General features: G+C 44.7%; 22 protein-coding genes. 5 read left to right on the forward strand and 17 right to left on the reverse strand.

The genetic code is table 11. The features are described from left to right. Positions 1-243: 243 nt before the first annotated feature. Both N518_RS0101875 and N518_RS0101880 read left to right on the forward strand, forming a co-directional pair. Positions 244-1764: a catalase gene (locus N518_RS0101875; protein ID WP_005016778.1), complete on the forward strand. Its 1521-nt coding sequence runs from the start codon at positions 244-246 to the stop codon at positions 1762-1764. A gap of 179 nt (positions 1765-1943) precedes the next feature. Further along, positions 1944-2333 carry a DoxX-like family protein gene (locus N518_RS0101880; RefSeq protein WP_017400700.1) on the forward strand — a complete coding sequence of 130 codons (390 nt, stop codon included), beginning with the start codon at positions 1944-1946 and terminating at the stop codon, positions 2331-2333. Here the strand turns inward: N518_RS0101880 and N518_RS0101885 are convergent. From N518_RS0101885 to hcaE, 9 genes are all read right to left on the reverse strand, one after another. After that, positions 2323-3363 (reverse strand): MBL fold metallo-hydrolase, encoded by a 1041-nt coding sequence (locus N518_RS0101885; protein WP_017400699.1) that lies wholly within the window; start codon positions 3361-3363, stop codon positions 2323-2325. The two genes, N518_RS0101880 and N518_RS0101885, sit on opposite strands and share 11 nt — an antisense overlap. Before the next feature lie 62 nt (positions 3364-3425). Beyond that, entirely contained in the window at positions 3426-4373 is a 948-nt protein-coding gene (locus tag N518_RS0101890) for a cation diffusion facilitator family transporter (protein WP_005016783.1), read from the reverse strand. 200 nt (positions 4374-4573) lie between these two features. Beyond that, positions 4574-5500, reverse strand: coding sequence for a DMT family transporter (locus tag N518_RS0101895; protein WP_017400698.1), 927 nt, complete (start codon positions 5498-5500; stop codon positions 4574-4576). A gap of 96 nt (positions 5501-5596) precedes the next feature. After that, positions 5597-6820, reverse strand: a complete 1224-nt coding sequence (gene hcaD / locus N518_RS0101900; protein WP_017400697.1) for a 3-phenylpropionate/cinnamic acid dioxygenase ferredoxin--NAD(+) reductase subunit — start codon at positions 6818-6820, stop codon at positions 5597-5599. Positions 6821-6832: 12 nt separating this feature from the next. Next, on the reverse strand, positions 6833-7792 hold the full coding sequence (locus N518_RS0101905) for a 3-carboxyethylcatechol 2,3-dioxygenase (protein ID WP_005023216.1): 960 nt from the start codon (positions 7790-7792) through the stop codon (positions 6833-6835). A gap of 65 nt (positions 7793-7857) precedes the next feature. Further along, a complete protein-coding gene (gene hcaB, locus N518_RS0101910) occupies positions 7858-8673 on the reverse strand; it encodes a 3-phenylpropionate-dihydrodiol/cinnamic acid-dihydrodiol dehydrogenase (protein WP_005016792.1) in 816 nt (271 codons plus the stop codon). A 2-nt stretch (positions 8674-8675) separates the two neighbouring features. Then, positions 8676-9002 (reverse strand): 3-phenylpropionate/cinnamic acid dioxygenase ferredoxin subunit, encoded by a 327-nt coding sequence (hcaC, locus tag N518_RS0101915; RefSeq protein WP_005016801.1) that lies wholly within the window; start codon positions 9000-9002, stop codon positions 8676-8678. After that, complete coding sequence (gene hcaF, locus N518_RS0101920; protein WP_005016802.1) at positions 9002-9520, reverse strand: 3-phenylpropionate/cinnamic acid dioxygenase subunit beta; 519 nt, start codon at positions 9518-9520, stop codon at positions 9002-9004. Before hcaF ends, hcaC begins: the two co-directional genes overlap by 1 nt. Then, positions 9517-10884: a 3-phenylpropionate/cinnamic acid dioxygenase subunit alpha gene (hcaE, locus tag N518_RS0101925; protein ID WP_005016805.1), complete on the reverse strand. Its 1368-nt coding sequence runs from the start codon at positions 10882-10884 to the stop codon at positions 9517-9519. Before hcaE ends, hcaF begins: the two co-directional genes overlap by 4 nt. 269 nt (positions 10885-11153) lie before the next feature. Between hcaE and hcaR the strand changes: the two genes are divergently transcribed. Together hcaR and N518_RS0101935 are read left to right on the forward strand one after the other, a co-directional pair. After that, positions 11154-12059: a DNA-binding transcriptional regulator HcaR gene (gene hcaR / locus N518_RS0101930; RefSeq protein WP_005016808.1), complete on the forward strand. Its 906-nt coding sequence runs from the start codon at positions 11154-11156 to the stop codon at positions 12057-12059. Positions 12060-12335: 276 nt separating this feature from the next. Beyond that, a complete protein-coding gene (locus tag N518_RS0101935; protein ID WP_005016810.1) occupies positions 12336-13016 on the forward strand; it encodes a DUF1345 domain-containing protein in 681 nt (226 codons plus the stop codon). A 61-nt stretch (positions 13017-13077) separates the two neighbouring features. Here N518_RS0101935 and N518_RS0101940 read toward each other — a convergent pair whose 3' ends face one another. The 8 genes from N518_RS0101940 to N518_RS0101975 all read right to left on the reverse strand — a co-directional run bounded on the left by N518_RS0101940 (position 13078) and on the right by N518_RS0101975 (position 21378). Then, a complete protein-coding gene (locus tag N518_RS0101940) occupies positions 13078-13935 on the reverse strand; it encodes an alpha/beta fold hydrolase (RefSeq protein ID WP_005016815.1) in 858 nt (285 codons plus the stop codon). A 272-nt stretch (positions 13936-14207) separates the two neighbouring features. After that, on the reverse strand, positions 14208-15500 hold the full coding sequence (locus N518_RS0101945; protein ID WP_026443933.1) for an OprD family outer membrane porin: 1293 nt from the start codon (positions 15498-15500) through the stop codon (positions 14208-14210). A gap of 387 nt (positions 15501-15887) precedes the next feature. Continuing rightward, a complete protein-coding gene (locus N518_RS0101950; protein WP_227592456.1) occupies positions 15888-16298 on the reverse strand; it encodes a hypothetical protein in 411 nt (136 codons plus the stop codon). Positions 16299-16451: 153 nt separating this feature from the next. Beyond that, a complete protein-coding gene (gene dmpG / locus N518_RS0101955; RefSeq protein WP_005405858.1) occupies positions 16452-17471 on the reverse strand; it encodes a 4-hydroxy-2-oxovalerate aldolase in 1020 nt (339 codons plus the stop codon). A 12-nt stretch (positions 17472-17483) separates the two neighbouring features. Beyond that, positions 17484-18380 (reverse strand): acetaldehyde dehydrogenase (acetylating), encoded by an 897-nt coding sequence (locus tag N518_RS0101960; RefSeq protein WP_026443934.1) that lies wholly within the window; start codon positions 18378-18380, stop codon positions 17484-17486. Between the two features lie 24 nt (positions 18381-18404). Beyond that, positions 18405-19202 (reverse strand): 2-keto-4-pentenoate hydratase, encoded by a 798-nt coding sequence (locus N518_RS0101965; protein ID WP_026443935.1) that lies wholly within the window; start codon positions 19200-19202, stop codon positions 18405-18407. Between the two features lie 408 nt (positions 19203-19610). Then, positions 19611-20300: an HAD-IA family hydrolase gene (locus N518_RS0101970; protein ID WP_005023194.1), complete on the reverse strand. Its 690-nt coding sequence runs from the start codon at positions 20298-20300 to the stop codon at positions 19611-19613. 139 nt (positions 20301-20439) lie between these two features. Beyond that, positions 20440-21378 (reverse strand): RluA family pseudouridine synthase, encoded by a 939-nt coding sequence (locus N518_RS0101975; RefSeq protein WP_005023192.1) that lies wholly within the window; start codon positions 21376-21378, stop codon positions 20440-20442. Positions 21379-22121: 743 nt separating this feature from the next. Between N518_RS0101975 and N518_RS0101985 the strand changes: the two genes are divergently transcribed. Further along, entirely contained in the window at positions 22122-25631 is a 3510-nt protein-coding gene (locus N518_RS0101985; RefSeq protein ID WP_005023190.1) for an Rne/Rng family ribonuclease, read from the forward strand. The last annotated feature ends 97 nt before the right edge of the window (positions 25632-25728 follow it).

A 25728-nucleotide genomic window follows, 5' to 3' on the forward strand; every position in this document is an offset into this window, starting at 1 on the left:
CGTTGGTAAATCAATCAGATAACCTCTAAATTATGCTTAACAGAACAGATATACCGAACGTTTATATAGCTCGTAGTTCAAGGCAGAGCCAATACGCAGTGAACATGCCGGTATATAAGGTTCCTTACCGATACTGGAAACAGTGGCAGCTAGAATACAGTGATTTGATCAGTAGTTTAGTCAGAAGAACTGGTCCTATTTTAGAGCACCACTGCACCAGACATTCAAAGAATGGAGCATAGCATGAGTCAAGACATCAAAAAGTGTCCAGTCAGCCACTTAACTACAGACTTCGGTGCGCCCGTTGTAGACAACCAGAATAGTATGACTGCTGGCCCACGCGGTCCGCTTTTAGCCCAAGATATGTGGCTCAATGAGAAACTTGCCAACTTTGTCCGTGAAGTTATTCCTGAACGCCGTATGCACGCTAAAGGTTCCGGTGCATTTGGAACATTTACTGTCACCCAAGATATTACCCGGTATAGCTGTGCCAGCATTTTCTCTGAAATTGGTAAACAAACTGAAATGTTTGCACGTTTTACCACTGTAGCAGGTGAACGTGGAGCAGCTGATGCTGAACGTGATATTCGTGGCTTTGCCTTGAAGTTTTATACTGAAGAAGGCAACTGGGATATGGTCGGTAACAACACGCCAGTGTTTTTTCTGCGTGACCCGCGTAAATTCCCGGATTTGAATAAAGCTGTTAAACGTGACCCACGCACTAATATGCGTAATGCCACTTATAACTGGGATTTCTGGACCTTGTTGCCTGAGTCATTACATCAGGTCACCATTGTTATGTCAGAACGCGGTATTCCTGCCAGCTACCGACATATGCATGGTTTTGGCAGCCACACCTATAGCTTTATTAATGCCAGCAGTGAACGGTTTTGGGTGAAGTTTCACTTCCGTACCCAGCAGGGTATTAAAAACTTGACAGATGCTGAAGCAGAAGTACTGATCGGAAAAGATCGTGAAAGCCACCAGCGTGACCTGTATGAGGCCATTGAACGGGGTGAATATCCGAAATGGACTATGTATGTTCAGGTCATGCCAGAAGCAGATGCCGAGAAAGTACCATATCATCCTTTTGACCTGACAAAAATCTGGCCACATGCCGATTATCCACTGATTGAAGTCGGTGAATTTGAACTGAACCGTAATCCGGAAAATTTCTTTCTGGATGTAGAACAGTCAGCTTTTGCGCCAAGTAATCTGGTTCCGGGAATTAGTGTATCACCTGACCGTATGCTGCAGGCACGCCTATTTAATTATGCCGATGCCCAACGTTACCGTCTGGGAGTAAACTATCAGCAGATCCCGGTGAATAAACCACGCTGTCCGGTACATTCTAACCACCGTGATGGACAGGGTCGGATTGATGCCAACTATGGTAGCCTGCCACATTATGAGCCAAACAGCTTCAGTCAATGGCAGGAACAGCCGCAGTATAAAGAGCCGCCATTAAAGATTACAGGTGATGCAGCATACTGGGATTATCGTCAGGATGATGCAGACTATTTCAGTCAGCCACGTGCACTTTTTGCTCTCATGAATACTGAGCAAAAACAGGTTTTATTTGAAAATACAGCACGGGCAATGGGAGATGCGCTGGATTTTGTTAAATACCGCCATATCCGTAACTGTTATGCCTGCGACCCGGCTTATGGTGAAGGTGTTGCTAAAGCACTGGGATTAGAGGTAGCTGATGCTCAGGCTGCACGTGATTCGGACCCGGCCTATGGCCAGCCAGGCTTTCTTTAATCTGAAATAAACCCTTTAAAAAGAAACCATCTGGTATGGTTTCTTTTTTTGCTTGTCAGGCATAAGAGCATTAACTCTTCACAGAAAATTCTCACCATGTGCGAGAATATTGCTCCTGAAGAAATCGATTAAAAATAATTTCTGAAAAGACACTGCTAATAAATGCCAGGCATATCTTTATGCATCCACTCTTTACCGTTCAGCTCACGTTAGCCTTACTCTGGTTATATCAGGGGCTTGTTCCCAAAATTCTGTTTCAATCTCCTGATGAAATCATAATCTGGCAAAATATGGGCTTTGATCTGGTTCTGGCTAAAATTTTGCTGGGTCTGTCCGGGAGCATCGAAATGCTGTTCGGTTTATTCTTCTTGAAATGGCCTAGATCTATTCTCTTGCATAGCTTAAATATCATCGGACTTATAGGACTGCTACTGCTGATTATATGTATAGCACCTCTTCAACTTACAGCTGCGTTTAATCCGGTAGTCATGAATATTGCCATGCTAATGCTTTCTGTAGTGGCAGTTCAGCTTATTGTACAAGAACAAAATAAAGACCTTAAACAATGAGGCGTCTTCCTTCCCGTATGCAATAAAATGGCCCTAACAGTTTGGATGAATTCTGCATGGCTATATTCAGGTCCTGTTCAGGCTGCTCACGACCTTCATCTGTGAGCTGGAAAGTCCGGTAATGGATTGCCAGTGAACGACGGGGTGCCAGATCCAAATGTGCCTGAAATGCTTCTTGAGGATTCATATGCATATATTGCATCAACTCTCGCGGCTCATATGCGCCGATCGGAAGCAAAGCGATCCGGGGAGCTCCCAGTTCGGCATGAATCTGTTTGAAATGCGGTGAATAACCTGTGTCACCTGCAAAAAAACAGTGACCGGTCTCATGTATGATTGAAAAGCCCCCCCACAAAGCCCGGTTACGATCACGCAAACCACGCCCTGAACCGTGTTGTGCAGGTGTGTACACTATTTGAAACTTATGCAACAACGCAGCCTGCCACCAGTCCATTTCTATTACCTGAAACTTTTTAGGCAGATAAAAACTGTTGCCAAGCCCGGTATAAATTGGCATGGCAAATTTTTTGTGCAGCCAGCGTAGAGTTGCCAAGTCCATATGGTCGTAGTGGTTATGACTCAAGAGTACGGCATGAATTTCCGGTAATTGTTCTAATGCAATACCGGCAGTACAGCTTCGTTTTGGACCTGTACCCTGCTGCGGACTGACATAGTCTGCCCACACCGGATCTGTCAGAAAATTATACGGCCCGATTTGAATCAGTACGGTAGCATGACCAATAAACCAGACCTGCCAGTCGTCCATACTGGCATGTGGCCGGTTCTGTGGACCCGCATGTGCCGGAATTTCTGCCTGTGTATTTTCCTCTTCCCATGGCAAAGGTTTACGGCTATATAACCACTTGATCAGATCACGGCGGCGATAACCGGCCGGATGAGCCACATAATTAAAGAACTCTTCTCCATTGTAATGGTCAGAAGGACTGAAACTAAGGTCAGGTTTTCTCAAGGTATGTGACCAGCAGGATTCCGTCTTTAAACGGTAAGAGTAATGAGCTTGCTTATTCATGAATAAAAATCTTTATATAAAACGGCAAATCTGTAGGTATAAATACTGATATCTGGCCGTGATTATGCTGTGTCATCGAGGCGACCTTTCATACGTTCCATCCAGACCTTCTGGGTTTGGGGTTTTACAAAAAGTGCCACCACTTCCGGATGCACTTTTTTTGTATTGGCCTCAATCCGGTTTACACAGGCTTCAATCTGGTCTGAAGTCAGGTTATCTTTAAACTCAAGACTTAAGGCAGCCAGCACCTGATGTGCACCCAACTGTTCAGTAATCAGACCATTTGCCGAGAGTACCGCCGGGTCCTGCTGTGCAATACTCAGAACATTTTGCCGCAGTAAGGGATCTGCAGTTTCTCCCAGCAGCAATCCCTTGGTTTCCCGGCCCAGCAATAGAGCTGCCACAGCCAGAATCACACCAATGAGAATTGAAGCAATACCATCAAGTACTGGCATATTCAAAGTATGAGAAAAATAGACACCGAGCAATGCAATTACCAAACCAAGCAGTGCAGCTGTATCTTCAAACAGAACTGTAAATGTAGTCGGATCTTTACTACGCCGGAATGCCTGAAAGTATCCAAGTTTACCCTTGCTTTTGCGAAAGCTTTTTAAAGCGATAAACCATGAAGTACCTTCTACAACAATAGCAATTCCAAGTACAACATAGTTAATCACCGGTGAAACGATTTCTTCAGGATGACGAATATGCTGAATCCCCTGATAGATCGAAACTACCGAACCTAATGCAAATACCATCAGGGCCACAATAAAAGCCCAGAAATACAGTTCTCGTCCATAACCAAAAGGATGACGCATATTGGCTGGCTGCTGGGATTTTTTCAGTCCATAGAGCAGCAAGATTTCATTGAGGGTATCAACAACTGAATGGATTGCCTCACTGAGCATAGCCGAACTGTTCGTCAGATAAGCTGCCACGAACTTGACCATTGCAATGATCAGGTTCCCGATCAGGGCTGCATAAACAACGACTTTATTGGATTCAGACATGGAAAATGACCTAATTTTATTTTTATCAGACCGGCTGATTCAATTTTCTAATGGACTTTCCTGATCTTAGCCAAACTTGGGCCTGACTTTTTTTATTTTTTGTTGTTTTCTCTGCTGTTAGTTATTACATCTTCATCAGCTAAAGTTGCAGGGCACGCCCGTGCTTTTATAGAAGCCACTAAACTATAAACATTTAAAGTTTAATGTTTTTTTGCTCTATATTGGCTGTGCCAGTCCTTCCAGAAGTACAGAACAATACCAAACATTACAACACTTACCCCAGCAAATGCATGTGAACCAATTTGTTCATTATTCAGTGTGGCGCCTAGTATAAGCGCCAATACCGGGGTAATCACATTACTTAAAGATACTGTAGAAGCATTTAAGCGCTTGATCAGCCAGAAATAACACAGCATCGCCACAATAGAGGACATAACCATGGTAAATAAGAAGCCGATTATGGTTTTAGTACCCGGTATAGCAGTCGGTATATGTTCATAAATAAAAGGAACCAGCAGTAGTGAAGCCAGTGCTGATACTAAAAGCGAGCCTGTTGCTTGAGACATAGGGGCCAAAGGCGCATTAATCTGTTTAACCCAGAAAATCGAGCTGATATAGGACACCATACTGATAAACATCAGTACAACGCCAATTGGATTTACCTGAGTTTCTGCCTGATCTGCAAAAACGAAACTTAACCCTGCAACTGCTATCGCCATGCCCAGCCATTGTAGTGCCACCAATTTTTGAGTTTTCAAGATGACATGACCAATCAGCCCGGCAACCAGTGGCGAAAAACCAAAAATTAAAGCCATTAACCCCGAAGTAAGATAATTAGCTGCTAAATAGATAAATAACTGTGCACCAATCAGGTTCAGGCTACCGGCCAGATAACTCTTCATGGCCATCTGATCAAAAGGTAATGGAGCACGCATCAGTTTTAGAATCAGGAATGCCAGTATTGAAGCGCCAAAATAGCGAATAATGAGTACCCACATCGGGTGAACTTCTTCTACACTCCAGACAATGGCCAGTGGCGTGGTTGCCCAGATCAATACCAGTAGTGCATAAACAGATGAAGTAAACAGTAACGATGCAGATGGAGTGCCTGAAGCAGTTGAACTCATAAAATCGCTCATTCTTTAAAATTGAGTTTTTACCAATAAAAAACAGACCTATAGTGGGTCCATACTATAGGTCTGTTCAATAGAAAGCCGTTTTATTTAGGCAATTTTACGTAGCTCTTGGGCAAGGTCCAAGTGTGTATCTGCATGAAAAGCGATACATTTGCTAATCATTTTTTTCAGATGGCGCATATCTTTAGCGGCATTGACCGTAATACCAGCCACAATAATTCCATTACTGACTCCGTACAGAATAAAAGATGAGGCAGGCCCCTGGCTAATATCCATAGTACCGCGCACATGCCATTCTGCCGCGCTCATGTCACCGACAAACTGGAAATTGATACCGAGCTGATCAGTCCAGAACCAGGCCGGATTTGCTTTAGGATGTTCAATACCCATCACATGGCGTGCAAAGATACCTGCCTGCAGATTGGCATTTTCCCAGGTTTCAACCCGGCTATACTGGCCATCTGCACGAAGCTGGGTAGCCACATCCCCTGCTGCATAAATATCAGGATTAGAAGTCTGGCAGTTCTCATTCACTTTTACAGCAAAATCAACGTCCAGCCCAGCCTCAACTGCCAGACGCGCATTTGGGATAATGCCGATGCCATATATGACTGCATCTGCACGTAGCTCTTCACCATTTTCCAGTTGAATCACCACCTCTTCACCCTGCAGGCTACAGCCTGCAATTCTGGTTTCAAGACGGATATCGATACCAGCCTGACGATGCTGAGCCAGCAAGAACTCACTGAGTAACCGTGGTGAGCAGCGACCCATCACCATAGGGCCCATTTCAATTACAGTTACCTGACAATGTTTAGAGCGCGCTGATGATGCCAGTTCCAGACCAATCACACCGCCACCAATCAGGATAATCCGGCGCTCGGGCTGCAATACGGGCACCAATGCCTGAGAGTCTTCCAGATTACGCAAGGTATAAACATGTTTACCTAAAGCATCAAGGTCCGGCAAGCGGCGCGGCGCGCCACCGGTAGCCAGTAACAACTTGTCATAACCAAGTACTTCACCATTTTTCAGAGTGAGCTGATGGGTATCGGCATTAATTTTTACTGCGGCATTGCCACGGATGACCTCAACGCCTAGCTCTGCCAGCTTCTGCACTGAAAGAATCTCAACTTTGGTTTCTTCAGGCTTCAAGATTACATCTTTAGATAAAGGCGGGCGTTCATAAGGTAAATGAACTTCATCACCCACCAGTATGATTTTCCCTGTGTATCCATTGGCACGAAGTTCCAGGATAGCGCTCGCACCTGCCTGACCGGCTCCTACAATAACAATAGTTTCAATGCTCATCTGTCTGTTTCCTTAATCTTTCAGTTCAGCAGAAACAATACCGAAACCTGCAATCCACTCACTGATAGCTTCATAGACATGGGTTGTCATCTGGTACTGCCCCAGCTCGGCAAAAGCGGCAAAGGCTGCAATCCAGCAGCGGATTTCCTGACCGCCACGGCCACCCTCACGGCGGATCTCGTCTTCGGTCATAGCCTCTAGCGCGGCAAAGTCCGCTTGGGCAAATTTTTCTAGTAATGCCTGATCCCACTTGGCATTCAGGGGCACTGCCACAGAAGTATCTCCTGCTGCCAGCTTCTGACCGACTGCAATGATTTTGGCCTGGCGTGCCTGACGTGCTTCAGCAGTCGGGTTACGGCCGGCGATCAGAAACTCTTCTACTTCGGGGGGTACTGCGCCCATTTGCGGCGTAGGCGGATCATGAGATAGACCACCTGTACCCAGAATCAGTACACGCTCCGCCTCAAGATCCAGTGACTTGATAAACTGGCCAATTGCCCGACCAAGCGCTACAGTGCGTTTAGGGGTAGGCATCGGAGCGGCTGCTCCGTTTACAAATACAGGAATGGTAGGATAGCGGTCGAGTTGACCATCACATAAAAAATGCAGTGGCTGCGTGACACCATGATCAGCCTGCATACGGTAGGAGTAGGCAACATCGACGCCTTCATTTAGTACACAACGTACCAGACTCAGGGCGGTCTGCTCTGGTACATCAATTTTGCCCGGACCATAGTTCCAGTCTCCCGCTGCACTGGCCCGGATACCTACACAAAAACTTGGCATCAGGTCATAGAAGAAACCATTAAAATGATCAGGGCCAAAAGCAATAATCAGTGTCGGATTATAAGCCTTGACTTGTTCAGACAACTTGGCAAAAACGGTACGAACTTTTTGTTCCTGAGAACTGTCCTGTGGAGAGGCAAACTCCATTAAAGGGCTATGTGAAGCACAAATCAGTTTAACGGGCATAAGACGCTCCTTAACACAAGGCAGCCAACAGGCTGCCATTTAGTCCTTTACTGTATGGAAAGATTTTATTCATCGAAGAAGCCTGCACGTGGCTGACGCAAGCCACGAATTCCCAATCCACACTCGGCATTAATCAGGACGCCAGTCAATGGCCGGTTATTCTGACGAGAGGCCAGCAGTACGTAAGAACCTGTCATTTCCTCAGGTTCTGGCAAAAAGTTAAGCGGCATACCGCGAGCAATTTTTTCCGGATCACGTGCATCCAGCAGCCCAATATTTTCCTGTCCCAATGACGCCGCACCTTTGATATTGACATTCATACCGGAGGGGGCCACTGCATTGACCCGAACTTTAGGTGCAAGTTCATAAGCCAGTTCTTTCATGATACCCACACCAGCATGCTTAGAAGCGGTATAAACCGGGCCGCCACCTGCTGAATACAGTGCAGAATTAGACAGGGTAAAAACAATTGACCCTTCAGTTTTGACCAGCTCATTCAACGCAGCCTTGGCCCCTAGAATAAGTGACTTGGTGTTAATACCCATAATTTCATCAAAGGCTTTATCCAGCTGCTCGCCAGAGGTATTGACGATATCGGCATAGTGATCCCATATGCCAGCATTACCAATGAAGCAGTCCAGCTTGCCAAATCGCTCTACGGTTGCCTGAACAGCACGGACATTGTCTTCATAGTTGGCCACATCACCAGCGACAGCCACAATCTGGTCACCAAACCGTTCTTTCAGGGCATCTACTTTAGACTGTGAACGTTGTAATACCCCCACATGCGCGCCTTCTTCCAGAAAACGCTCAACTAAAGCCCAGCCCAGACCTGAACCGCCACCAGTGATCAGTGCAACTTCACCTTTTAGCCAACCCATGATTACTCTCCTGCCATCTCTACATATAAAGCACCGTCTTCAATCACCACCGGAAAAGTCTGAATCGGATCGGTAGCTGGCAGACATAATGCCTGACCGGTTTTCAGACAGAAACGGGCTGAATGCAGAGGACACTCTACCGTCCCGTCATCTTCAAGATAACCTTCTGACATGGAAGCATTACCATGTGAACAACGGTCGTTCATGGCGAAGAAATCTCCGCCATTGTTGAATACTGCCAAGGCCTCAATACCATTTATGCCGCAGTCTACTTTTAGCGCTTCACCTTCATCGAGCTCATCGACCTGGCAAACAAAAATCTTATTCATTAGAAGAATACACTCAGGTTATGTGACGTATAGGTCGCTTGATCAAGCGTGATCTTGCGGTTGAAAATCTGGAAGCCAAGACCACCTTCAACCTTGCGAATCTTGTCATGACGCTTGCCACAATAAATCGTCACGTCTTTTTCTTTCTGGGCACGGTACAATACATAAGTAACGTAGACATCGTATTCACCTTCTACGTCAGTTGGCTCAACAATAATATTTGAAACCATGTGGGTAGTACGTGATGGAGGCTCTTCAGCCCAAGCCATACCGGTTTCCAGACGTGCGACCCGGCGTTCCAGCAGGTCTTTGGTGTCATTAAAAACCCAGGTGGTTGGCGGTTGTACCGAACGGCGACGGTCACGGGTCTGCGCATTTGCAGTTGTACGCAGCGTATAAGAGATATCATCGGCCAGCATGTCTAGCCAGGCACGAAAATCCCAGTCGTCCAGTGCTTTGGCTTCACGGTATAAAAACTGGCTAATCTGATGATGAAGTTCTAAACTGATCTGACTCATTTCATTAGCTCCTTCTCATATTCGTCAGCGGCTTTCTCGACTTCTTCCCATGTTTCATGAATCAGCAGATCTGCCCAGCGGCGATATAAACCACGTGCTGCAGTTTCAGAGAAAATGTAATTGGTAATCCCCGGAATGCCATCTTCACGAACTTTTTCATTGCCCAGTCCCATTTTCATAATGAGCGGATTATTACGGGCCTTATAGCCGCGTAATACTTTCTGGATTTCGATCCAGTTCTCAGAGTCATCCTGCTCAAGAAAACCTGCCGGACCAAATGCACGTGTCGCAGAGCGTTCAAATGCTTCTTTAACTTCCTGAGAGGCTTCAGCATCAGCAATACAGAATGCCCAGACTTCTGTCTTATTTGGACCACGTGGATGCCACACACGAAGTGTTGCTGTACCATTTAGCCATGACAATGTCGGGAACATATTATTGTGACCCGCCAAACGTAAAGCACGTACTTCACCCAGACGCTCTTTGACCTCTTCATAGGTTTCACGGAAATAATTGGCGACTTCACCATCGACCCATACATTTGTATCTGGCTTTTCCGTAAAGAAGAAGCCTGAACCGTGGCCACGCGAGCCATACTGGATAGCATCTTTCGCAGTTTCCCAAACTGGACGTGCAGTCTGTGCTGCGCCTAATTTCTTAGAAGTTTCATCATCCGGTTTTGCGCCCAGAACCTGAATGGCAGAAGCATGCGAAAACAGTGCATGGTACTGGTCGGAAGCAAACTGTTCCGCTGCAAATTTCCAGTTACATTCAATTTCCCATTTATGTACGCCGCCAATGATTTCTGTACCACCCGGACGACGGTCCAGCACCCCATCCAGATACCAGGCAATATCACCCATGTAGTCCACCAGATCAGGCGTGGTTTCATCCCAACAGCCAAAGATCAGGCCTTTATAAGACTCGACACGGTTGACTTCAATTAAACCCCATTTTTCTTTACAAGCACCTTGTGGAAAAGCACGGTTTTCCAGAGGAATATCTTTTAATGAGCCATCTACACCGTAAGACCAGCCATGATACGGACAGGTAAATGCACGGGTATTACCACAATCAGCGAAACTGACACGCATTGAACGATGGCGACACTGGTTTAATAATGCTTTGATTGAGCCGTCTTTTTGACGTACCACAATGATTGGATCTTCACCCATATAAGTGTTGAAAAAATCACCCGCCTTAGGTATCTGGCTTTCATGACAAAGGAATAACCAAGTACGCCCAAATACGCGTTCCAGTTCCAATTCGTACAGATCCGGATCAGTGTAGATAGATGGCGAGATACGTCCATTTTGTGCATCGACCAAAGCATCGATTTCACGCACATCAATTTTGCGACTCATGAAAAGCACTCCTGTGACTGAGCGTCAACCAAAGTTATTAGACTCAACTAGACAGGGATAATGATTTTTTAACCGTTTTTAGTGAAATATTTATTTTGTTTTAATTAATAGATTTTTTAGATTATTAAGAGATAAAATTTCTATAGTAAAACTCGGGCATATTGTCAAATAGTATTTATTTTCTAAATAGTAGAATAATCTTCACGAGATAGTTGTTTATAGATTATACTTTTCGCCAATCATAATAAGACATTTTTTGGATTAGTCTTATGGAATTACGCCACCTTCGCTATTTCATTACAGTTGCAGAAGAACTGAACTTTAGTAAGGCAGCCTTAAAACTGTATACCGCGCAGCCCTCTCTTAGCCAGCAGATCAAAGATCTTGAAGAAGATGTTGGCGTCAAGCTATTACACCGTACCAAACGTAAAGTTGAACTGACTGAAGAAGGTGCTGTTTTTCTGGAACAGGCGCGTTTGACCTTGGCGCAGGCAGATAAAGCCGTAGCAATGGCGCGTCAGGTTTCTAAAGCCAAACAGCAGATGCTCAGAATCGGTTTTGTTCCGGTTGCTGAAATGAAAGTATTCCCTTATGTTCTACCTAACTTAAGGGTTCAGAATCCGGACCTTAAAATCGAACTGCTCAGCCTCAACAATAATGAACAGATGCGGTTAATTAAGAAGGGTGAACTGGACATTACCTTTACCCGGCAGAACTTTCAGAATGACGAAATTGAAAGCCAGTTTGTTTTGCGTGAGCCCCTGATTTTCATATTACCTAAAGATCACCCGCTCACTAAATATGAGCGTATTCCAGTAAAAGCACTTGATGGTATAGATTTTATAATTCCAGCTGCGGAAGAGTCACTCACCCTGCATAACCTGATTCTCGATTTTGCCAAACAAAACGGTATTGAGTTCAATATCATACAAAAGGCAGATAACATCCTGTTTAATATTAATTCTATCGGTATCGGTCTTGGCTGTACAATTTTGCCGGGTTATATTGCGCCATTAATGATGGAAAATACGGTAATCCGACCGCTCAGTGTAGAGCTGCCTTTTTTAGATTTATATGTCAGCTATCGTAAAGACACGGCTTTAGTTACTGCGCATAAATTTATTGAACTGCTGACCAAGGTGTTTTATCTCGATATTAACCGTAATGATGCCTAATTTTTTCCTGACTGATGCGTATACATTTCACCCTACTATTTTTTAAAAAAATATTAGGGTCTGTTTTTTAACTACCCAGCCATATTTTTTCAGGTACTAGCTCTCTTTTTTTACTATTTCAGCCTACTTAGCACGTATCTTAAAAAGCTAAATTTTAGTGCTGTATTTTTCTCACGATAAATTACAACTTAAGTCTAATATCTGAACCAGACTCCATAGTAAATTGAATCTAGCTTAAAGTTATAACAATAACCAATTGAAAAACTGGAGTTATATATGACGATCGGTATTTTTCATTCTTTGATGAGTGGTATTAAAAATCGTCCACAATTTTTTCTGGCTTTTCTGACAGCAGCAGTATTAAGTATCCTGTTATTCTGGTTAACGTCCTGGTCTTGGTCGACCAATTTATTGATTGGCTGGAATACAGCAATATGGTTATTTCTGGCTAATCTGGCTTATCGCATGTGGCAGGCAGATCATAGCGACATGCAAGAACAGGCAAAACGCCAAGATGAGAGTAAATGGATTATTCTGCTTTTAGTCATCATGGCTTTAATCATGTGTATGGTCGCCATCGGTGCCCAACTTTCAGACTTGCCTAAAACAGGCTGGCTCAAATTTGGTCATCTTTTACTAGCATTTCTAACGATCATGTCATCCTGGTTATTAATGCATAGTGTATTTGCCCTGCACTATGCTCATGACTTTTATCTTGCCCGCTCCAGGGGCCAGAATGATGGCTTGAATTTTCCGGAAACTGAACGTCCGACCTATCCCGACTTTATTCACTTTAGCTATATTATGGGTACGGCCGCCCAGACAGCTGATATTGAAATCACCAATCGGCACATGCGCATGTTAAATACTTTACATGCCTTGCTATCATTCGGTTTTAATACCGTGATTCTAGCTATTTGTATCAACGTTGCTTCAGGCTTACTTGGCGGTTCTTAAATAATTTACCTCATAAAAAGGATGGCTAAAGCCATCCTTTTTAAGTGAAATACTATGCCGGTTAAACACCGTGTGCCGTGAGATAGTTTTTAACAACGGTATTAAACTCATCAGCTTTTTCAACCTGTGACCAGTGACCGCACTGGCTAAAAATATGTGCATCCGCATTTGGTACTACATTCAGGATATCCCAAGTCCGTGACACTGGAATCACCACATCTTGCGTCCCGTGAATCAGCAGTACAGGAACTGTAATACTTTTCATTTTTTCGAAATCAAGCGGGAATTCGAAACGATCACGATCACGTGCGCCCACAACATCCATCAGACGGTCAGATGCATAATCATTTTTTGCAGAAGCAAAACGTACCTTAACCAGCTCATCGGTAATCAGGTCTTTGTTGACTACAAACATTGATAGGGTTTTCTTGATTCCCTCTTCGGTCAGCACCGGATTGGCATGCGCTTTAAGTGCTGCTGTCTGTTTTGCACCGCCTGTGCCCATCGATATGATTCCAAGCACACGTTCCGGATAGTCAAGCGCCAGCTGGAATGCCAGCCAGCCACCAAGTGAATTACCTACCAGCCAGGTCTTTTCAATGCCCAGTGCATCTAGAGTACGGATAGCATGGTCCACCCAGGCACGAATACCATATGGAGTGCCCGGTGCCACTACAGTCTGTCCATAACCAATCGTATCAATTGCTATACAACGCGCCTGCTCGCCAAGCTGGGGCAGGTTTAACCACCAGTTTGCAGCAGCAGAGACACCAGTTCCTGAACCATGTAAAAACAGAATAGGTGTTCCCTCACCCACCTCATGATAATGGGTCAGCTCACCTTCAGCCGTCTCAATCCACTTATCTTCCAAACCAAAAAATGGGTCCGTTTTATAATCAGGGATTTGTACTGTGCTCATACTTACTCCTCATACAGCCTTAACCTATTTTTGCTTCATTCATAAAACAGGTCAAAAGATTCAATTTGATGATTTTACCTATTCATATTACATGTTCGGCAAAGACCGACTGATACTTAATAACGATGACAAATAATAAAAAAACGATAATTTAACCTTTTGTTTTTTATAAAATTAATTTTAATATTTATTTAAAGATCCTGTATTTTCACTATAGCGTAAACAAAAAGAGGATGGCCTGTTTCAAGTCATCCTCTAGCAAGTCTCTGTGGCTAAAACTTATAAGTATAGATTGTCGCTATACGATGTTCTTCCAGATCCATAAATCCTGGAATCTGCTCATAGTTCACATCAATATACATCCATTGCAGCCCTAAGCCTTTCAGCCTGCCTTCCGGTACTGTATAACCTATAATGAGATTATTCTCATCTTCTTTACCCCGGGTCCCGTTGCCATTATCTACATTCCAGCCTTCATAGTGGCGAACTGTTGCAGTTAATCCGGGTACACCAGCTTCTTTGAAATCATAGCTGTATCCTAGACTCCATGATTTTTCATCTTTACGGATAAAACTCGCCACTGACCAGTTGGCCAAGTAGGGTTGCGGGACCCAACCCGACAAGGTTGGAAAAAATGGAGCATGACTACCATGCTCACCAAACATTTGCTGATAACCGGCATCTAATGTATGCGAACCATGAGTCCAGGCAGCTTTTAATGATAGAGCCTGACTATCAATCTGGCCATATAGTGCTTCTCCTGATTCCTGATTGTCAAAATAGCGGACATGGGTCGCCAGCTGGTTGTGCTGGTCTAGTTTTTTATTATACATGACGCCAATATAATGCTGACGATAGATTTCAGTGACGTCTCCGTAGAAATAACTGAGCCCAAGCTCGGGGCTAAGCTGGTAATCCACCCCAGCTACGATCATGCCATGACTGTCCCCCGCTTTGATCTGGTTTTTTTCTGTATTCAGTTCATTTGGCCACAATTTAAAATCATGCAACTGATTTTCATATCGTGCATTAATACCATCCAGATAACCTAATGTTATCTTGGTTTTATCAAGATCTTTAGATTCAAGCCATATGCCCTGATAAGTGGTCAACAGTTGCCGTGAAGGATCAAAGTAGACTACTGGCGTCATGGGCAGGATCTCTCCGATCCGCAATTCGGTGTTACTAACTTTGGCTTTAAGAGTGATACCTAGCTTGAAATTATCGCGGGCCTGCTTTTTGCTAGCATAATCATAAGGCATGATATAATCATTATCTCCACGGTCATTACTCAGACGCAATGCATATTGCGCCAGCAGGTCTATGCCGACCTGAGCTTTCCCTAACTCCAAATAACCTGATTTTGCGTCCAGCGTGATTCCCTGTGACCAGCTGCCAAAATCTTGTGGCTTGTTCAGATCAGGTTGGCTAATCTGGCGGTCCAGATAAAAATTACGCAGCTTTAGCTGAACTTGACTGTTATCAGTAAAATCTGCATGAGTAATAGAAGTTCCTGAGGTTGTTACCGTAGCAAAAAGTGCTATCCATAAGTTGTGGGAATGCATGGCTCAAATCCATTGATCAAGTAAAGCAATGGTGCCATCATGCTGAACAATAATCTGATAAAAAATCAGACTACAGTATGAAGATTCTGATTAAAAAGTATTTTTTAGACAGAGTATAATGTTCTCTTATTATTCTTTAAGAGCTTTTAGCAATAAGCCATTTTTCTGGATAAATATTAAGATATGATTTAAAACCTGACTAACTGGCATATTGCCCAGAAGAATCAGATATTTTTCTCAAATTATAATTTTTATAAGTGTTTTTAAGTTTAAGTATTTTATTCAGATTTAATATGTCTAAATTATACTTATAAGAAATAAATTTAATCTGAACGATATTTTCTATATTTCAGTTCTCAGATTTTGTATAGACCCGTTAGCTTTAAGTCAAAAAGGCTGAGTTTTAATGAGCTTAAACTGGCCGTTCTGTTCTATAAAGTATTTGGTAGAGCAGCCTTCCTCATTATCATAACCGCCAGAAGTAATAAAGAGACGGCTATTCGCCCGGTAGTAGATTTCGTAATCGGTAAAGCTCGCCTCTTTATAACATGCGGTCAATGCACCAGAAGGTAAAAACTGAGTAACACCATTTCTCACATTAAATGCAATTCCAATAATACAGCTGGTCCCGCAGCCAAAAAAGTCAATAACATAATGTCCGGCAAAATTTGGCTTTTCATTTTTCAGATAGCCAAAACGGGTTCTATAATTTTTTGTATTTTCATTCAGTTGCATCGCCGCATTTTTACCCTTAAACACTGGAGCAGGATAATCAGAGAACTGCGGGACTTTTGCCAAAATAATACTGGAATTTAGCAACAAAAATATAATCAGAAGTTTCTTCATACTTGTTTTGGTTTTATTGAATATATTGAAGCAGTGTATATGAAAACTACTATAAATAAAAAAGCGTCCGAACTGGACGCTTTTTAAACGGATTTTTTTTAAAGCTTAAACACTTGCCGCTTTGGCTTTTGACATGGTAAGTGCCAAGTCTTCAATCATATCTTCCTGACCGCCTACGGTACCACGGCGACCAAGCTCCATCAGGATTTCACGCGCAGAAACACCATACTTCGCTTCAGCACGTTTAGCGAACAACAGGAATGAAGAGTAAACACCAGCATAACCTAAAGTTGCCGCATCACGGTCGGCTCGGATCGGGTTGTGCATCATTGGGATCACTAAATCTTCGGCCACATCCTGTACTTTGAACAAGTCAACGCCAGTGTCCATACCCATACGGTTTGCAACAGCAATAAATAGCTCAAGTGGTGTATTACCTGCACCCGCACCTAGACCTGCAGATGCCAAGTCTACACGAACAGCGCCTGCTTCAACTGCAGCCACAGTATTGGCAACCCCCATACCCAGGTTATGGTGACCATGAAAACCGAGTTCGATGCCTGAATCAAGTGCATCACGCAAACATGCTACACGGTCAGTGACATCTTGTGGCAGCATATAGCCCGCAGAGTCCGTTACATAGATACAGTTTGCACCATAAGACACCATTTTTTTTGCTTCTTCAAGCAGTTGTGCTGGAGTTGCCATGTGCGCAAGCATCAGGAAACCGACAGTATCCATCTCTAGCTTACGTGCAGCTGTAATGTGCTGTTCAGAGCAGTCGGCTTCAGTACAGTGAGTCGCCACACGAATAGTAGATACACCAATTTCATGTGCCATTTTTAAATGGTCAACCGTACCAATACCAGGCAGGAGTAATGCAGAAATTTTTGCATTTTTCATCCGTGGCACAACTGCAGACAGATATTCTTCATCCGTTGCGGCAGCAAAACCATAGTTCACTGATGAACCACCCAGGCCGTCACCATGAGTCACTTCAATTAAAGGTACGCCAGCATCATCCAGTGCTGTTGAAATCGCAATCATTTGTTCAACAGTAGTCTGATGGCGCTGCGGATGCATACCATCACGTAAAGTCATATCATGAACAATAATCTTAGACATTTTGGTATTCCTTTAAGCTTCAACAGTCTTAAACACGTGTTCTGCAAACATTTCTGCTGTACGTGCAGCTGCTGCAGTCATAATATCCAGGTTGCCTGCATATTTCGGCAGGAAGTCACCCAGACCTTCTACTTCTAAGTAAATTGATACGCGGTTACCATCAAATATCGGACCATTTACCAGTTTATAACCGGGTACGTATTTCTGAACGTCCTTGATCATCGCATGTACTGAATCAGTGATTGCAGCCTGATCTGGCTCGCCTTCAACCAGACAATGAACTGTGTCACGCATCATTAGAGGTGGCTCGGCCGGATTAATAATAATGATGGCTTTACCCTGTTTTGCACCGCCGACCTTTTCGATTGCACCCGCAGTGGTCCGTGTAAACTCATCAATGTTCTTACGCGTACCCGGACCAACTGATTTGGTCGACACAGTCGCAATGATTTCACCGTATTCAACAGGCTGAACGCGTGACACTGCCGCCACCATCGGAATCGTTGCCTGACCGCCGCATGTCACCATATTAACATTTGGCACCTCACCTGCAGCCAGTAATGCCTCAAGGTTGACCGGTGGTACACAGAACGGACCAATTGCAGCCGGAGTCAAGTCAATCATTAGTACGCCAAGTTCATTTAGCTTGCGACTGTTTTCAGCATGGACATAAGCAGAAGTGGCATCAAATGCAATCTTAATGTCATCTTCGATTATGTGAGGAAGCAGACCATCGACACCTTCAGCCGTGGTTTTTAGACCCATTTTCGCTGCACGTGCCAGACCTTCAGAGGTTGGGTCGATTCCCACCATCCAGACTGGCTCCAACCATTCGCTGCGTTGCAGTTTATAAAGCAAATCAGTACCAATATTCCCAGGACCAATCATTGCACATTTAATCTTTTTCATGAATGTACTCTCTCAAAATCTAGCTTATTCAGCAGCGAATGCGGCTGTAACAGAGCCGAAACCTTCAATTTCAACCTTGAATTCATCACCTGGGTGAGCTACCACCATCGGGCCTAAAGCACCTGTTAAAATAATGTCACCTTTTAACAATGGTCGACCACGGCGCACCATCTCGTCTGCCAGCCATACTGCGGCATTTAAAGGATTAGCCAGGCAGGCTTTACCAATGCCTTGAGACACCACTTCTTCAGCGCGTGTCATCACCATCTTGCAGTTCACCAGATCAAGATTTTCTAATTTAACTGGCTGAGAACCCAGTACAAATGCAGCAGAAGAGGCGTTATCTGCTACGGTATCAATCAGGCTGATTTTCCAGTTTTCGATACGGCTATCGACCACTTCAATCGCGGGCAACGCATAATCAGTTGCACTGATGATGTCTGCATAGGTATGTTTTTCTTTGGTTAAGTCTTCTTTAATTACCAATGCAATTTCTGCTTCTACTTTTGGCTGAATTAGTTTGCCGGCAGGGATCAGTTCAGCATCGCCATACGCCATATCGGCAAATAGCATCCCGAAATCTGGCTGATCAACTCCAAGCTGAGCCTGCACAACCTTAGAGGTCAGGCCAATCTTGCGACCGACCAGACGGCGCCCTTGGACAAGTGCCCGTTCAGTATTTACATCCTGTACCGCATATGCGATATCAACATCAGCATTTTCACCCCCCAGTTCCGGACGGATCGGGGCAATAGCCTGGACAGTAGTTTCAGCCTGATAAAGTGCTAAAGCCACTGATTCAACGACAGCAGAATTTGACATCAAAGTTCCCTTAACTGCAAAGATTGTTCAAATACCGTTTCAGATGGAAGCTCGTCTGTGCATCAAGGAAAAATAAATCTGAAGAAAACAGATCAGTCAGCACAGTGGCTGGATAGGACCCTTCCAGAAAGCAGGTATATATAGACAGTTTAAGAATGGGAAAAAGCAGCAATGAATGCCAATACTTATTTTATTTATTGCTATAGTTAAAGACTATTATTGCTTTTAAAAAAATGTGTATGTGAATAAACATAAAAAATATTATAGGAATGAGGAAAATGCCTGGTCAGGTGCTATGTAGTGTCTGACTAAATGACCAGGTGATTATGGGTAATTAAACCGAAAAATATTGGGCTCAATAGCCAAACTATATCTGTTAAAAGCAATCGAGACTTTCATGCTGCCGGTCTAGGTTTCCAGCTCCATGACAGGTTCTGCTTGCTGATCAGCTATATACTGCTGCAAGAAACGGTTTAGAGCACTCACATCATCTGCGATAAATAAAGGATCAAACTGTGCGAGGATTGCCCTGCTATGTACTCCATAACCTACTCCGACCCGTGGCATGGCTATATTTTTAGCCATTTCCAGATCATAAGAGGTGTCTCCCACCATAATGGCCTGTTCGGCATCAACACCGGTATATTCTAGTATTTCTGCCAACATTAAGGGGTTAGGCTTAGAACGCGTTTCACTCGCCGCCCGGGTTATATTAAACAGTTCCTGACTCATGGTCTGAGCTAATACCCGGTCAAGCCCTTTACGGCTTTTACCAGTCGCAACTGCAAGTTTAATATTCTGCTGTTTCAGGCCGTCCAGCATCTCAGCTACACCCTCAAACCAGGCATCTGTCTTGGAATGGGCCACGTAGTGCTCAGAGTAGCACTGTAAAATATCATGATGTAATTCTGGAACTGCAGGGAAAAGGCACTGCGCCACTTCAGGCAGACCCAGTCCGATTATACTTTTAGCAGCCTCGTCGGTTAAAGGTTGTTGGTACTGACGTGCTGCAAATTGTAAACTTGCTACAATCTGTCCGACTGAATCAAACAAAGTACCATCCCAGTCAAAAATGATGAGTTCCACAGGTTTTTTCATATTATTCTCTAGGTTCCAAAACAGTTATCCGGTACAGGTAAAGTGTGCCCGCAAGAGCTTATAATAATCCTGCCTGGAAGGAGATCAGCTCCCCCCATCATTCAGTTTAAGGGCTTTAGGCTATCAGAAAAATATTTTTTCAATCCTTCTTCTGCGCCCGAAGCTGTGCAGCCAGACTTTGCATATCCTCTGGCAAAGGCGCTTCAATAGTCGGATAGCCAGGAATTTCCAGACGCATGGCATGCAGACAGAGCCGACGTGGTTTTGGTCCTTTATATTCTGTTTCATGTCCGTATTTATCATCACCTACCAATGGATGTCCAATACTCAAGCCATGCACACGAATCTGATGAGTACGACCCGATAGCGGAGATGCATAAACCAGTGTAGCGTGCATAAAGCGTTCTGCTACGTTCCATTGGGTTTTAGAATCTTTCCCTTCTTTAGAAACCCGTACACGCCGTTCGCCATTGGCCAGTTCGTAACGGTATAAAGGAGCATCAATGAGCTGTTGATCCAGACTGACCTGCCCTTTCACAATTGCCGCATAAGTTTTTTTAATCTTATGTTCACGTAACAGGTCCTGTAGGGTTTTTAACACACTACGTTTTTTTGAAATCATGACCAGGCCTGATGTATCGCGGTCAATCCGGTGAACCAGTTCCAGGTACTTTTTACCCGTCGCTGCACGCAAACCCTCGATCAGGCCATACGCCACACCGCTACCACCATGTACTGCAATACCTGAAGGTTTATTGACCACCATCAGGCCTTCATCTTCATAAATCACACGGCTTAGCAGACCTTGAGCGACTTTGTCAGAAACAGGTACCGGTGTTTCATCTTTGGGCTCAAAACGGATAGGAGCGACACGAACCTGATCACCAATTGCAAGCTTACTTTCTGCTTTAATGCGCTTTTTATTGACCCGCACCTGGCCTTCACGAATGAGCCGATAAATGCGGCTTTTGGGTACGCCTTTAAGCCGGCTAAACAGAAAATTGTCAATCCGCTGACCTGCTTGATGCTCATCCACTTCAAACCATGTGACACTTTGCCATTGTTGTGTAGAATTCATACAGTTACCAAGACTCGAAATTTGTTGAATTTGAATAAAAAATGATCATTCAGGCTAGTGGTTTCACAAGAAACATAAGCTTAGCCCATAGGCAGATGATGCAAGGTTTGATATAGTCAGCGCACGGATACCGCCGTAAGTGATCGAAATGAGGTTATCTTCAATATTTTTGAATAATAACCAGAATTTGCATTTCACCCCAAGCTCGGAAAGGTCCTAAAAGAATATGCCGACGCCGAAGGCTTATTATATCGGTAAATTGACAAACTGTTGCGTTAAATTGTGCCTGTGCACATAAATCAGTTTGTCTAAAAAAAATATGTCGCCAGCACAAGTTGGCTTTTAAACGTAAACTGATACACATCAGACAAGTCGCCTCCTGATGTCGTCTTCAGGCTAAAGCGTGATGCATTGGATCTGCACATAACGCACCGATACGATGATTATTCCGTATCAAGATTCTTAAAAAGAAGGGATCTTCAAGCTTTGTGACAGTGAAAGTTATCATCCAATGCACCGCCTGTCCGCCAGTGAAACGCACAGGAAACTTTGATCGTTTAAAAGATTAAAGCAGTATTGCCAACATCAATACGCGAATCAGACCGCAGCCCTATGCAGGCCGGTAAAAAAAGCTCAGACCACAATCTGTTTTTTGAGATCTGAGCATTGATCCCGTCATGTTCGATGTTCGCAGAAACGGTATTGCGACAAGTTGGTGTGGATCACTATTAGGTGTTACACCCATGAAACGTATGTTGATCAATGCAACACATGCTGAAGAAGTACGCGTTGCACTTGTCACTGGTCACCGTCTATACGATTTTGATCTCGAAAATCGTACCCGTGAACAAAAGAAATCTAATATCTATAAAGGTCATGTGACCCGTGTAGAACCTTCTCTTGAAGCTGTCTTTGTTGAATATGGAGCAAATCGTCAAGGTTTCTTGTCGATGCGTGAAATTGCAAATTCCTATTTCAAAGCTGACTCGCGCCAGACTTCAAACATCCGTGAACTAATTACTGAAGGGACCGAGCTTCTGGTCCAGGTGGAAAAGGAAGAACGCGGCAATAAAGGCGCAGCACTGTCTACCTTTATCTCTCTTGCTGGCCGTTATCTGGTTCTGATGCCGAATAATCCGAAAGGTGGTGGTATCAGCCGTCAAATTTCAGGTGCAGTGCGTGAAGAACTCAAGGAAATGCTGGCCTCTTTAGATGTACCCCGCGGCATGAGCGTGATTGTCCGTACGGCAGGTATTGGTCGCAGCCAGGAAGAGCTGCAAACCGATTTACAGCATTTGCTTGACCTGTGGACCCAGATTCAGAGTACGGCTAATTCAGGCCCTTCCCCAATGCTGGTACATCAGGAAGCTGGTGTAGTAACACGCGCAATCCGTGATTATCTGCGTGATGATGTGTCCGAGATCCTGATTGATTCAGAACAGGCTTACAATGAAGCTTATAACTTTGTCAAAGCAGTTATGCCACGTCAGCTGGACAAGTTAAAAACTTATACTTTAAATGAGCCTCTGTTTGCACATTTCGGTATTGAGAGCCAGATCCAGACCGCTTATGAACGTGAAGTAAAATTGCCTTCAGGTGGATCAATTGTAATTGACCAGACTGAAGCGCTGGTTTCAATTGACATCAACTCGGCAAAATCAACGCGTGGTCATGATGTAGAAGAAACAGCACTTTCGACTAACCTTGAAGCGGCTGAAGAAATTGCCCGTCAATTACGCCTTCGCGATATTGGTGGTCTGATCGTGATCGATTTTATTGACATGACTCGTGACCGTAACCAGCGCATGGTTGAAGCCAAGTTACGTGAAGCTACCCAGAGTGACCGCGCCCGCATCCAGTTTGGCCAGCTCTCACGTTTTGGTCTTATGGAAATGAGCCGTCAGCGTCTGCGCCCTTCTCTAGAAGAAGCGACTGGCTATGTCTGCCCGCGCTGTCATGGTACAGGTATGGTACGTGACTTGCGTTCACTGTCGCTGTCTATCATGCGTAAAGTTGAAGAAATTGCGCTACATGAACGTCAAGGTGAAGTTCAGGTTGAAGTGCCAGTAGAAATCGCGGCCTTCATGCTCAATGAAAAACGTCATAGCCTGGTTTATCTGGAACAAACTTCAAATACACGTGTCACTGTACTTCCACATCCACACCTGGAAACTCCACATTACGAAATTTCATATAACCCTGAAGGTTTTGCACCGACCAGCTATGAACGTACTGAAGCTACGCGTTCGAGTGAAAAAAACCTGGGTTATGAATCTGCCGACTGGCATCTAGAAGAAGCTGAACAGGTTGGACAGAGCACGGCTGCCCCAGCTGACAAGCCAGGTAAACCACAAAACCGTAAAGCACAGCCTCAGGCTGCTGCCCCGCAACAACCTGCTCAAGTGCCTGCCGCAAAAACTGCAACTAGCAGTCCATGTGCGTGGCTGGAAAACCTGTTTGTACAAAAACAGGCACACACGGTAGATCATTCGCGTACAGCCAACAATGCCGCTGCTGCAATTGAACAGATGGTGAATACAGGTGCAGTTAGCCGGGGCCAGTTTGGCCAGATCAATAATACTGCTGTAGCAGTACAACCAGAAACGGTAGTTGCGCCAGTTGCTGCCAATAATGTTTATCTGTCACAACCGGCAGGTAATAGCGCTGCAAAAACTGATGCACAACCACTCGAAAGAGAAGAAAAAGCTTCAGGCCAGCAGCGTCATAACAAAAAACGTAATGGTCGCGATCGCGATAATCGTGACAGAAACCGTGAACCACGTGAGCAGCAATCTGAAACTTCAACTCAGGTTCATGAGGAAGTAGTTCAGTTATCACGTCAGGAACAGCGTGATCAGAAACGTCAACAGCAGAAACGTCAACCTCAGCAGGAACATCAGGTAGAAAGCCAGCAGTCTGAGCAGTCATACCCTGTACCACGCCGCGACCGCAATCAGCAACGCCCACCGCGCCCGAACCGCTATCGTGATCCAAGCGTGCTGAATGAGCAGCCTGTGGTAGCTGCCGCGCCTGCTGCAGTGACAGATAGCAACCAGGTAAAAGTTGATGTCATTGAAACCCCAAACAATGAAGCTCTTGCTACTGCACTGGTAATCAATATTGATCAGGGTCAAAGTGAAATCGTAACGCTAAATTCTGCAGATACAGCGTCAACTGTAAATGCAGAAGAGGCACCGGTTGAAGTAAAACCTGAGCCAGCTGCTCCAGCCAAGAAAGAAGCTGTAAATGCTCAACCAGCCCCGGCTGAAGCAAAAGCGAAAGCCAAAGTTGAAGAGCAACCACGCCGTGCCAGTAATGATCCGCGTATGCGTCGCAAGCAAGGTGGCTCACAGCAGAAACCACAGCAGGAAGTGCTACCAAAGCTTAGCCCTTCCCAAGTGCCACTCTTGGCGCAGTACACTGTAGGTAGTCTGATCCGTCATGTTTATGGTGAAGACTGTACGGTACTGATTGAACAGTTCGGACTGGTGCCAACATTCAATCGTGCTTTGCTGAAATTTACTGAACAGTACATCAGTACCCTTTCAGTAACCACTACAACAGAGCGCACTGAACCTGTAGAAAAAACGCCTGTTACCCGTGATGCTGCCGCGCCTATGGCTAAACCGGCTCAGGAACAGGAACCAGCGCCAGTTTTACCACTGACGCCTTCCCAGAATGCGACACCGCGTGTAGCAAACGATCCGCGTGAACGTCGTCGTCTGGCTAAACTTGCTGCAGAGCAGGCATTAGAGCAGAGTAAAGCTTCAGCATCTCAGGCAGAAGAGCAGCCTGCGGCTGTACAGTCTGAAAATCCTGTAGCGGAAAATCCTGCTGAGCATGTAAATTTAGAAATAAATGCTCAAGCAGATACAACTTCAGTCGGTACTGAGCAGGACGCAGCAGATGCAGCATCTCACCATGCCAAAGTGGTAGCTGAGACTCAGGCGCAGGATCCGGCAATTCAGACTGCTGCAGCTATGTCTGAAGCAACTACTGCTGCCTCGCCAAGTGCAATTGTTGAAGAAGCACAGGCTCAGCAAGCGGCCGAACCAGCTGCGCCAGCAGAAAAGAAAGCACCTAAACCGAGCAAGGTAGAAAAGTCTCAGCCGGCTGATCAGCAACCGGCACAAGCTTCAGTAGAAGAAACTGCCGAAGACAATAAGACGACTACTGCCGATAAGGATAAACCGGCCCGTCCGCGTCGCCCACGTGGCCGTCCACCGAAAAAGGCCACACCTACAGCCGAGTAAATTTGCACAATTACTCGTAATAAAAAAAACCTAGTCATTTCGGTGGCTAGGTTTTTTTTGATAATTTTGTTGAATTAGGTTGAATGCACTAGACTGA

Origin of the sequence: Acinetobacter sp. UNC436CL71CviS28, from assembly GCF_000620525.1 — a bacterium.
GTDB lineage: Bacteria > Pseudomonadota > Gammaproteobacteria > Pseudomonadales > Moraxellaceae > Acinetobacter > Acinetobacter radioresistens.